Genomic DNA, 10,874 nt, shown 5'->3' with positions numbered 1-10,874 from the left:
AAATATTATTTTTCTATTTTACAATATAAATCAATAAATACTCAACAAAAACACAATATTTGTCATAAAAAAATATTGATAAATCATAAAAATATCTTTTTTGACAAAATAAAAATTCCATATTACATATATTTTTCTTTTCTTTATGCAATCGGTTGTGTTTATTTTAATTTAAAAATCATTTTAGCGCTTCAAACAAAAAATCATTATTATGAAAAGAAAAAAAATAAAATATCAGATTCTTATACTATTCTCATTTTTGTGTTCTGCCCAAAATAACATAGTAAAATTTCCTTTTCAAAATACCAGTCTCACTTTTGAAGAAAGGGTCGAAAACTTAGTCAGCCAACTAACACTAGAAGAAAAAGTAGCACAAATGCTAAATGCTGCACCCGCAATACCAAGACTAGGAATTCCTGCTTATGATTGGTGGAATGAAACACTACATGGTGTTGCAAGAACTCCCTTTAAAACCACAGTTTTTCCGCAGGCTATTGCGATGGCCGCAACTTTTGATAAAAATTCACTTTTTAAAATGGCGGATTACTCTGCCTTGGAAGGAAGGGCTATCTATAATAAGGCGGTTGAGCTTAAACGAACTAATGAACGCTATTTAGGACTGACCTACTGGACTCCTAATATCAATATTTTTCGAGATCCAAGATGGGGGCGCGGACAAGAAACATACGGAGAAGATCCCTATCTAACAGCTTCATTAGGTGATGCTTTTGTAAAAGGTCTTCAGGGTGATGACCCCAAATACTTAAAAGCCGCAGCTTGCGCAAAACACTATGCTGTGCATAGCGGACCAGAATCTCTGCGACATACTTTTGATGTTGATGTCACTCCTTATGAACTTTGGGATACCTACCTGCCGGCCTTCAAAAAATTAGTAACCGGATCCAAAGTTGCGGGAGTTATGTGTGCCTATAATGCGTTTAGAACACAGCCTTGCTGTGCCAGCGATATTTTAATGAATGACATTTTAAGAAATGAATGGAAATTTAATGGTTATGTCACATCTGACTGCTGGGCAATTGACGATTTTTTTAAAAACCATAAAACGCATCCTGATGCGGCATCCGCTTCAGCCGATGCAGTGCTTCATGGTACAGATATTGACTGTGGAACAGATGCTTATAAATCACTTGTTCAAGCGGTTAAAAATGGGCAAATTACTGAAAAACACATTGATGTTTCTGTAAAACGCCTTTTTATGATTCGTTTCAGATTGGGCATGTTTGATCCTGTGTCAATGGTAAAATATGCACAGACTCCAAATTCCGTTCTAGAATCAAAAGAGCATAAAGACCATGCTTTAAAAATGGCTAGACAATCTATAGTACTGCTCAAAAATGAAAAAAATACGCTTCCATTGAACAAAAAGCTGAAAAAGATTGTTGTTTTGGGGCCAAATGCAGATAATTCAATTTCTATACTTGGAAATTACAATGGAACTCCAACCCAACTAACAACGGTTTTACAAGGCATTAAAGAAAAAGTAGGCCCTGAAACTGAAGTAGTTTATGAAAAGGCCATCAACTTTACAAATGATACATTATTGGTTTATAAAGATCTAAAGAGCCGTTATTCTTATGAAGGAAAACAAGGCTTTAAAGCTGAATATTTTAATAACAATACATTGTCTGGTGAACCTGAAACTACAAGAACTGAATCTGAAATAAATAATTTCTGGCAAGAAGGAGAAATGGTTACCAAAAACATCAAAGCAAATCATTTTTCAGCACGTTACACTACCAATTTTAAAGCAGATGAAGATGGTTCTATAACTTTTGAAGTCGCTGCAGATGACGGTTATAGGTTTATTATTGACGGAAAAGAAGTTATCGACACCTGGAAAAAAAACAGATGGGGAGCAAAAACCTACAAACTGCAAACCAAAAAAGATTCTGTTTACAAATTAGTGCTAGAATACTGGCAAGGTGAAGGAAAAGCCGAAGTATCTCTGCAAACAGGAAATTTTATAAAAACTGATTTTGCTAATCTAATTGAGCGCCATAAAAATGCAGAGGCCTTCATTTTCGCTGGAGGTATTTCTCCTCAGCTTGAAGGAGAAGAAATGCCAGTAGATATGCCAGGGTTTAAAGGAGGAGACCGCACTTCTATCCTACTTCCAGAAGTACAGACTAGGCTTCTAAAAGCGCTTCAATCGTCTGGAAAATCAGTAGTTTTTCTCATGATGACTGGCAGTGCAATAGCTGTGCCTTGGGAAGCAGAAAACATTCCGGCTATACTTAATATATGGTACGGCGGACAATCTGCTGGAACTGCCTCTGCTGATGTCGTTTTTGGAGATTACAATCCTGCAGGAAGACTTCCGGTGACCTTTTACAAAAGCGATTCTGATTTACCCTCTTTTGTTGATTATAAAATGGATAATAAAACATATCGTTACTTTAAAGGCACTCCTTTATACGGATTTGGTTATGGTTTAAGCTATACTGAGTTTAAATACAGCGGAGTAAAAGCTCCTGCAAAAATAAAGAAAGGGCAGTCAGCCACTATTTCTGTTAAAGTAACCAATACTGGAAAAATGGAAGGAGAAGAAGTTGCACAGCTGTATCTAATAAATCAAGATACATCAATAAAATCTCCTTTAAAGAGCCTCAAAGGATTTGAAAGATTTAATTTAAAGCCTGGCCAGAGTACAGTTATCAATTTTAATCTTTCTCCAGAAGACCTTTCTTATGTAACAGAAAGTGGAACTTTAAAATCATATGAAGGTAAAATTAGAATTTCAGTTGGAGGTTTTCAGCCAGATGAAAAAAATCAGTCAAAAAACAATATCATAACTCAAACTTTAGAAATAGAAAAATAATTAATCATTTCCTCTTTATACTGTTTTTCAATTTTTTTTAAACCGAACTAAATTTCTGTGGTAAAATCGTGGCACATTGCCTATTGAAAATAAAGAATTTAGCAAAATCGGGATATAATAAGCCACTTTACGAATAGATTAAACAAACAAATAAGATGAAAAAACAATTCTTTCCTGTTACGTTTGAATTCGTATATTCGGCCTTTATTTTGAAAAAAGAGAATGATTGCAAAATTGAATGAAAAAAAATCCTATCCCTGGATTGTTGTTGGCCTGCTATGGTTTGTTGCTTTATTGAATTATTTAGACCGACAAATGCTCTCCACCATGAAATCAGCGATGATGGATGACATTCCTGAATTAGCTAAAGCTGAAAATTTCGGCCTTTTGATGGCCGTTTTCCTTTGGATTTATGCGCTTATGAGCCCTGTTTCTGGAATTATAGCCGATCGGTTTAACCGAAAAAGAATCATAATAGGCAGTCTTTTTATTTGGTCTGGGGTGACTATGGCGATGGGTTATGCCACAACTTTCAATCAGATTTATATTTTGCGCGGCATTATGGGTTTTAGTGAAGCCTTTTACATTCCGGCCGCCTTATCCTTAATAGCCGATTATCATCAGGAAAAAACACGCTCTTTTGCAATTGCGATTCATACCACCGGAATTTATTTAGGACAGGCCCTCGGTGGTTTTGGGGCTACTATTTCTAAATATTTTTCCTGGCATTTCAGCTTTCACTCCGTAGGTTTATTTGGTGTGCTTTACAGTTTAATATTGATATTTTTTATACAAGAAAAGAAAACGTACTTCTTAGATACCACAAAAAAGTCCTCTATCAGCATTGAATTCAGGCAAATGTTCAAAGGATTGGGAATACTATTCGGTAATATCTCCTTTTGGGTTTTGCTCTTTTATTTCTCCGCACCAAGTTTACCGGGCTGGGCGGCCAAAAACTGGTTACCCACTTTATTTACCGAAACTTTACATTTGGACATGTCTCTGGCGGGGCCAATTGCAACGGTAACCATTTCGATGTCTTCCTTTTTTGGCGTTTTAATTGGAGGTGCCATTTCAGACAGATGGGTGATGAAACATCTTAAAGGAAGAATTTACACCAGCGCTATTGGATTGTTTCTTACCATCCCGGCATTATTTTTATTTGGCTATTGCTGTGACATAACCGCTATTGTTTTTGGGGCTATCCTTTTTGGACTTGGATTTGGAATATACGACACCAACAATATGCCCATTCTTTGCCAGTTTGTTGCTCCACGCTACAGGGCTACGGGATATGGAATTATGAATTTTGCAGGTATTTCGGCCGGAGCTGTTATTACAGAGTTTTTAGGAAAAGCCGCTGATAATGGAGGAATGAGACACGTTTTTGTACTACTCTTATTTGTAGTTTTTACTGCAATTGTTTTACAACTCGTAAGCCTGCATCCAAAAACTATTGATATGACTGATGAGAATTAGCTTTCAATCTAAAAAAGAGGCAAATTTGGATATTAAATAAAATAACTTTACATGAAAGCCTTATTATTTATTATGCTTTCTATTTTCCATAAAAGTTACTAAATTCGTTACTGAGCATGGAGAGAAAAACTTCTTATTTGAATCTGGATCAACTGTCCCATTTGAGACAATTCCAACAAGCAAACCATTTTCATCTACTAATGGAGCTCCGCTAAGTCCTCCGAATTTCTCTGGCACAAGAATATCTTTTAATAAAATGCGATTTGAAATTGTTTTATAATATTCAAATTCATATACCCTTTGAGATCCATTTTCCATCGTTCTAGTCCAGCCCACAACATATAATTTTTCTCCTTGAACTAAAGGAGTGTTTCTTATTTCCAAAGGTATAATGTTGGAAGAGTTTTGTTTTATGGAAAATACCAGCCAGTCATTGTCGTAAGTAGATTTGGCTTCCAATAACTCAGACTTGTCTTCATTTAATAATTTATCACAAATTACAATTTCGGACTTATTGTTCAATGGGTACAATACCCATTTTTTAATATAGTTCTCCAATAACAGGGTTGTCATTTTTTCGGGCTTAATAATCTTAAGTATATGTTTTGCTGTTACAGCAAATGTTTCATTGTTATATTTTATAAGAAACCCACAACTGAATTTTGGCTGGTCATATTTCGGGTTTATAAATTCTATCCCATTTACCAGAGCTATTTCTTTAAATACTTTATTTGAAGAAATCTCCTGTCCATAGCAACCTACTATCCACAAAATCGCAATAGCAAAAAAAAGTTTAAATTTCATAATACTACCAAATTTAGAGTTCCCTATCAGCCAATGCAAAAACTTGTTTTTCGTTTATGCTGAGTTTCAAATGTAAAAAAAACAAATGTTATAAATGACAGAAGAGATGCAAGTATATCTAGCATCTAAAACAATTAACGGTTTACGTTACAAAGACTAGGGATATCATAATACTATTTTCTTTGCAAAATCTCAAAACTGGCACATACATCTTTAAACACTTAAAAATGAAGCAAATCAAAAGATTCTTTTACTTGTTTAAATCTTAGAATTGCATTTTAAAAAAAACATCATAATAGTTTTGCTTAAATTTGCAGATTACTCTTATTGTCGCTGTCTATTGTCTAAAGATGATGGGACAAAAAGAAAAAACATGACATTACAATACATATATTTAACAAATGGATTTAAAACGGTTTAAGCTTACACAGAACATCCATAAGCAGGAGGATACAAATCTGTCTTTTCGAGTTTTTGAAATAAGCGATCTCAATATCAGCGAATATCTAAAACCGCATAAAAATGACCATTTTTACATCTTAATAGTTGAGGCTGGAAAAATTGACATCCAAATTGAAGAAAAAGTTTTTAATTTAAAATCTGAAAAAATATCAATTGTTTTCCCTGGCCAGATTAACTTTATATCAAACCCCAGCAGTGACCTGAAAGGCAAAATAATATTATTTGAAGAAATATTGTTCTGCTCTGATATATTGAAAAATGAATTAAGCCCTTATAATGTAAACCTATCGGCAAATCTGAACTGCAGCGCGCTTTCTAAGGAAGAGTTCATACAGGCATTATCACTTATTGAACACATCCGAGTTATTTATAACAATCCGAGTCTTGTGAGAAAAGAGCAGGCTCGTTTTTACATTAAGATATTGCTACTGGGACTTATTGAATCGGTTCATGGCCAGCATCCCGTATTGCACCAAAAGACCAATCAGCATCTTTATATAGGTTTTAAAAAACTCCTAAATGAACAATTTAAAAGCCAGCGCACAGTACAATATTACGCATCAGAACTTGGCATTTCTCCAAAAAAACTTAATGATATCACGAAAAAACACTGCGCAGAAACAGCAATTAACGCCATACATAATCGAATCCTAAAAGAAATAAAAAGACAGCTGCTGTTTTCTGATCTTTCGCATAAAGAAATTGCATTTGATCTTGGTTTTAGTTCTCCGTCAGCATTAAATAAATTTGTGAAATCAAAACTCAAAGAAACACCGACAGAACTTCAAAACGAACTGGCACAAATTTACAACGCATAGTACTATTTTTTTATTTCCGTAAACTTATTAATGTAACATCTGTTGAGTTCAAATAACAATTCGCTGCTGCTGAAAAATAAACAGTCAAAACCGTTTTGCTGCAAAAACATTCATGATTATTTCTTTTTAATACATTAAAAAATACAGCGAGATTAAAAAAAATCAAAGAAGATATTCAAGTGCTCAAACTGAATAATATAATCACGTCCTTTTTTAATTAAGCATTCTACAATATTTATATCTTGAATCTATTTCTTTAATGGAAAAATGGCCGATGCTCAAAATTCAGAAAAAAATATTTCTGAGATTGATCTATTCTTTTATTCTACTCTGGAAAGTTAAAATCATCTAGATCCATTAATAGATAAAATTGGCGCAAATTTATACCGCGTCGTCTCATATGTATAACACCCTCCCCTCTCTGCTGATTTATCTTTGCATCAGCAATCAGAATTTATTAAAGTTCTATAAAAACTTAAAAAAAATCCAGAAATAACGCTGTTTAATTCAATTTGATTGGGATTAAAAAATCCATAATAAATTCAAAAATCATCACTAAAACAATCCTGTCCCGTTAACAATTTTGCAAAAAACAGGCTGGTCCCGATACTTAAAAGCAAACAGATGAATAAAAAAAATTCTACAAAGGAAAACCTAGAGACTATTTTAAACGAAAATCTAAAATTAGCGGACCAGATTAATCAACAGCAAATAGATGCTCTGATTCACGAAATTAAAGCTGCAAAACGAATCTTTATCATGGCAGCCGGAAGAAGCGGACTGGCATTAAAAATGGCAGCAATGCGATTTATGCACTTAGGCTACCATGTATATGTTGTTGGAGAAATTATAACACCTGCAATTCTTGAAGGAGATCTTCTGCTGGTAGCTTCTGGATCTGGAACTACCTCATCTGTGCTTTCAGCCGTCGAAAAAGCAAAAGCACAAAAGGCAAAAGTTATAGCAATAACAGCCGATGCAAAAAGCAGACTGGCAGAATTATCAGATAATATACTGCTAGTCAATGCTGCAACAAAAACGGATTTCGGCATATCAGTTTCCAAACAATACGCAGGAAGTCTTTTTGAACAATTTACACTGTTTATACTTGAGAGTATTTTTATGAGCCTCTGGCAGGAATCCGGTTTAACCAAGGAAGACCTCTGGCCTAAACATGCTAACCTGGAATAACCTTTTTTATTATTAATTTTTTAAACATTTTGAGATGACCAAATTACAAGTCGCAATTGATTTACTTACTACAGAGGCAGCATTAGAACTTGCAGGCAAAGTAGCACCTTATGTAGATATTATAGAATTAGGTACGCCCCTTATTAAAGCTGAAGGCCTTAAAGTTGTAACAGCCATGAAAGCTGCCTTCCCTGACAAACTAGTTTTTGCGGATATGAAAACTGCAGATACTGGTGCATTGGAAGCAGAAATAGCTTTTAAAGCTGGTGCAGATCTAGTTACCGTTATGGGTACTGTAGATGATGCAACCATAAAAGGTGCTGTAGAAGCAGCAAAGAAATATGGAAAACAGGTTGTAGTGGATACTATCGGTGTTAAAAACAGAGTCCAGAGAGCAAAAGAAGTAACTGAATTTGGAGTAGCTTTTGTTGAATTACATGCTGGTCTTGATGAACAGGCATTACCTGGATATTCCGTACAAACTCTTATTGCTGAAGGAAGAGAAGCAAAAGTTCCTTTTTCTGTAGCAGGTGGCGTTAACATCGATACGATAAAAGATGTTGTAGCTGCCGGTGCAGATGTAGCTGTAGCAGGGGGAGCTATATATGGTGCTGAAGATCCAGCCGCTGCTGCGAAAGCACTAAAAGAGGCAATCAGCAGTGTAACTGCTCAATAATTGATTTTAATAAGGCTGAGTTATTTGCTACAGCCTTATTATTTTTTGTGCAAAATAATACTTTAGTTACTATATCCATTATGAAAAACACATTCTACATTGGAATCGTTCGTCTGGGTATTAGCATGCGCAGTACAATACAGTCTGCAGTTCATCTCTGATACAGATCTAGTGAATTCTCTTACGAATAGACTCAAAAAATTATGAAGCAGAAGATTGTATAATTCTTAATAATACTTTTAGAAGAAACGAGGAGTTGTCATTTTTCCATTGTTTTTGAAGAATTCATAACGCAAAAATATCTCGTGTGATCCTGAATTGTAATTATTCAGGTGTGTGGTTTCGCGGTCATATCCGTACCCCAAATACAGTCCATCTGTGATTTGAAATCCCACCATGGCACTTAATGAAGCACTCCATCTGTATGCAACACCAACAACAAATCGATCAATAAACATGAAATTGGCAGAAATATCAACTTGAAGAGGTGCTCCTTGCACCATTTTTGCCAGTACGGCAGGTTTGAATTTGTAATACTGGTATCTATCCAGATTAAAGACATAACCTCCCATTAAATAGTAATTAATCTTGTCTTTATAGATTGCGACATCATTATCATCATATCGATTGGTTTCAATAAAATTAGGAACTGAAAATCCAATATAAGCTTGATTTGAATGCCAGTAAACACCGGCTCCAACATTAGGAGAAAACTTATTGTCTAGATCCTGAAATTGTGGATCTCCCTGATCCTCAGGATTCAGCTTGTTGATATCGAGATTAAAGATATTAGCCGTTCCTTTAATTCCAAAAGAAAGTTTAAAATCGGATGAAGTTTGTATAGTATAAGAAATATCTGCCGATATATTGTTCTCGTTTGTAGGACCAATTTTATCATTGACTAAAGAAAGTCCAACACCAAGTCTACTGCTGTTAATTGGAGTATTAATAGAAAAACTGCTTGTTTCGGGTGCTCCATCAAGACCAACCCACTGCGTTCGATAGAGTCCAAAAACACTCAAAACACCACGTGATCCCGCATAAGCAGGATTTATATTAATAGTGTTGTACATGTACTGCGTATATTGTGCATCTTGCTGTGCATAGCCTGTAATGGCAATAAGCACAATGGCAAAAAAATGTAGTTTTATTTTCATAGCAAGAATATTTATGATCATTACCTAAAAACTAAAAATAAATAAGCAGTAAAAAATGTATCTAAAAATTAATCTTGTAGCTGGTGAATAATTAACTTAGATATAGATTCCTCTACATTGGCATTAAAATTATTAGCCTTTTAATCTAAAATCTTATTTATCATTTGAAATATATAAGTAACCAGTATTTTCAATGATTGTATTGTTTTTGTTGTATTTTAGAACATAAAAATAAGTACCTGCCGGCAATCCTTCCCCTCTCTTTACTGTACTTCGTCCGTCAGAATATCCTTTAAACATCACATCGTTTTCATTATAGGATGTGGCATCATATACTTTTACTCCCCAGCGATTGTATATCTCAACACGGTTGTCTGGATATTTATCAATTCCTTTTATATAAAAGCTGTCATTAATCCCGTCACCATTAGGTGATACAGCATTGTAAATAATTAGATCTGAATCTGGAGTGATTGTTTTTTTTACAATCGCAATTGTAAAAAGTCCATAACCTCCTACTTGAGTAGTAACTAATTTAGAATAATCTGCTCCTGTAAGAAGATCTGTGGTCGTTCCTCCTTCGTTTACCCACTTTAATGTAGTATCATCCCAACGGACTATTGCTAATTCAGTATCAGGGTTTTCTACAAAAAAAGAAGCAGGAGTTGTATGCGTATCAAGGGTCAAGCTTAAGATAATTTTTTCTGCTCCTTGGTCTTGTGTTAAATTCCAATACTCCTCCTCATCGATAGACAAAATTGTATCTTCTTTATTGGAGTATGGATGAAGGCTCCCTGCATTTTCAAAAAAATACTGAGTTGTATAGACATTGTTTGCATTCGCTCCCTTATCATGGTAAGAAGGTCTGAAATAAAATTGATCTCCAACAGGAAACTCAAAGTCGAGATTCCCTACATTTTCTACTTTTCCATCTACAAAACTCAGATTACTAGCATCTGTATGAAAAGCATTTTGTTCGAAAACCATTTTACCGTTATAACTATCAGCATCTATAATTCCTTTTTTAAATTCGACATTTTTACCAATATTAATAATTGTATTTAAATGAAAAGGAACTAATTCCGATGTGTTTTCAAAAATAACATTCTGAAAATGTGCTGTTTGCGTTCCTGAAATTAGTTGTTGTTGCGTTCCTATAAAATAAGTTTTTCCGTTACTCGAATTAGTGTAAGTAACTAGTCCGTCATTATTAAAATTTGCATAAGCAATAAAATTACCATCAATTAGCAAGTCACCATTGGTTTTGTTATCAAAGTTAAATAAGGTTGAAAATTCTGTGTTTGGTGCAATAGATAAATCTCCGGTATTGATAGTTTGCGCAGTAATGTTATTACTAAATAGTGCACATAGTAGAATTTTTGTTATATGTATTTTCATCGCGATCTAGCATTTAAACGTTAAATAATACAGACCTCTCTATTGCTATA

At 34.4% G+C, this 10,874-nt stretch carries 9 protein-coding genes; 6 read left to right on the top strand and 3 right to left on the bottom strand.

The features are described 5' to 3' along the window. The 3 genes from BSF41_RS23890 to BSF41_RS22860 form a co-directional block, all read left to right on the top strand. Positions 1–279 (top strand): hypothetical protein (locus tag BSF41_RS23890; RefSeq protein ID WP_216359056.1); only part of this gene is annotated, 279 nt, incomplete at its 5' end. Next, complete coding sequence (locus BSF41_RS22865) at positions 212–2,839, top strand: glycoside hydrolase family 3 C-terminal domain-containing protein (RefSeq protein ID WP_095931791.1); 2,628 nt, start codon at positions 212–214, stop codon at positions 2,837–2,839. The genes BSF41_RS23890 and BSF41_RS22865, both read left to right, overlap by 68 nt. Positions 2,840–3,061: 222 nt before the next feature. Then, positions 3,062–4,318 carry an MFS transporter gene (locus BSF41_RS22860; protein WP_095931790.1) on the top strand — a complete coding sequence of 419 codons (1,257 nt, stop codon included), beginning with the start codon at positions 3,062–3,064 and terminating at the stop codon, positions 4,316–4,318. Positions 4,319–4,381: 63 nt separating this feature from the next. On the opposite strand, the gene BSF41_RS22855 is transcribed toward BSF41_RS22860, so the two are convergent. Next, the gene (locus tag BSF41_RS22855; protein ID WP_095931789.1) at positions 4,382–5,122 is read right to left on the bottom strand and encodes a trypsin-like serine protease; all 741 of its coding nucleotides are present in this window, start codon (positions 5,120–5,122) and stop codon (positions 4,382–4,384) included. 401 nt (positions 5,123–5,523) lie between these two features. Between BSF41_RS22855 and BSF41_RS22850 the strand changes: the two genes are divergently transcribed. The 3 genes from BSF41_RS22850 to hxlA all read left to right on the top strand — a co-directional run bounded on the left by BSF41_RS22850 (position 5,524) and on the right by hxlA (position 8,269). After that, positions 5,524–6,402, top strand: coding sequence for an AraC family transcriptional regulator (locus tag BSF41_RS22850; RefSeq protein WP_095931788.1), 879 nt, complete (start codon positions 5,524–5,526; stop codon positions 6,400–6,402). Positions 6,403–7,026: 624 nt separating this feature from the next. Next, positions 7,027–7,593, top strand: coding sequence for a 6-phospho-3-hexuloisomerase (gene hxlB, locus BSF41_RS22845; RefSeq protein WP_095931787.1), 567 nt, complete (start codon positions 7,027–7,029; stop codon positions 7,591–7,593). Positions 7,594–7,627: 34 nt separating this feature from the next. Beyond that, complete coding sequence (gene hxlA / locus BSF41_RS22840) at positions 7,628–8,269, top strand: 3-hexulose-6-phosphate synthase (protein ID WP_095931786.1); 642 nt, start codon at positions 7,628–7,630, stop codon at positions 8,267–8,269. 239 nt (positions 8,270–8,508) lie between these two features. On the opposite strand, the gene BSF41_RS22835 is transcribed toward hxlA, so the two are convergent. Together BSF41_RS22835 and BSF41_RS22830 are read right to left on the bottom strand one after the other, a co-directional pair. After that, the gene (locus BSF41_RS22835) at positions 8,509–9,426 is read right to left on the bottom strand and encodes a type IX secretion system membrane protein PorP/SprF (RefSeq protein ID WP_095931792.1); all 918 of its coding nucleotides are present in this window, start codon (positions 9,424–9,426) and stop codon (positions 8,509–8,511) included. Positions 9,427–9,579: 153 nt separating this feature from the next. Continuing rightward, the gene (locus BSF41_RS22830) at positions 9,580–10,824 is read right to left on the bottom strand and encodes a gliding motility-associated C-terminal domain-containing protein (protein ID WP_095931785.1); all 1,245 of its coding nucleotides are present in this window, start codon (positions 10,822–10,824) and stop codon (positions 9,580–9,582) included. Positions 10,825–10,874 lie beyond the last annotated feature (50 nt).

The sequence above is a fragment of the Flavobacterium sp. ACN2 genome (assembly GCF_002303885.1).
Taxonomy (GTDB): domain Bacteria; phylum Bacteroidota; class Bacteroidia; order Flavobacteriales; family Flavobacteriaceae; genus Flavobacterium.
The sequence above is the reverse complement of the archived record's forward strand: the minus strand, read 5'-3'. Positions and strand labels throughout refer to the sequence as shown.

Coding starts and splice junctions, on each gene's coding strand:
- BSF41_RS22865 (WP_095931791.1), top strand. CDS start 212: ATGAAAAGAAAAAAAATAAAATATCAGATTCTTATACTATTCTCATTT.
- BSF41_RS22860 (WP_095931790.1), top strand. CDS start 3,062: ATGATTGCAAAATTGAATGAAAAAAAATCCTATCCCTGGATTGTTGTT.
- BSF41_RS22855 (WP_095931789.1), bottom strand. CDS start 5,122: ATGAAATTTAAACTTTTTTTTGCTATTGCGATTTTGTGGATAGTAGGT.
- BSF41_RS22850 (WP_095931788.1), top strand. CDS start 5,524: ATGGATTTAAAACGGTTTAAGCTTACACAGAACATCCATAAGCAGGAG.
- hxlB (WP_095931787.1), top strand. CDS start 7,027: ATGAATAAAAAAAATTCTACAAAGGAAAACCTAGAGACTATTTTAAAC.
- hxlA (WP_095931786.1), top strand. CDS start 7,628: ATGACCAAATTACAAGTCGCAATTGATTTACTTACTACAGAGGCAGCA.
- BSF41_RS22835 (WP_095931792.1), bottom strand. CDS start 9,426: ATGAAAATAAAACTACATTTTTTTGCCATTGTGCTTATTGCCATTACA.
- BSF41_RS22830 (WP_095931785.1), bottom strand. CDS start 10,824: ATGAAAATACATATAACAAAAATTCTACTATGTGCACTATTTAGTAAT.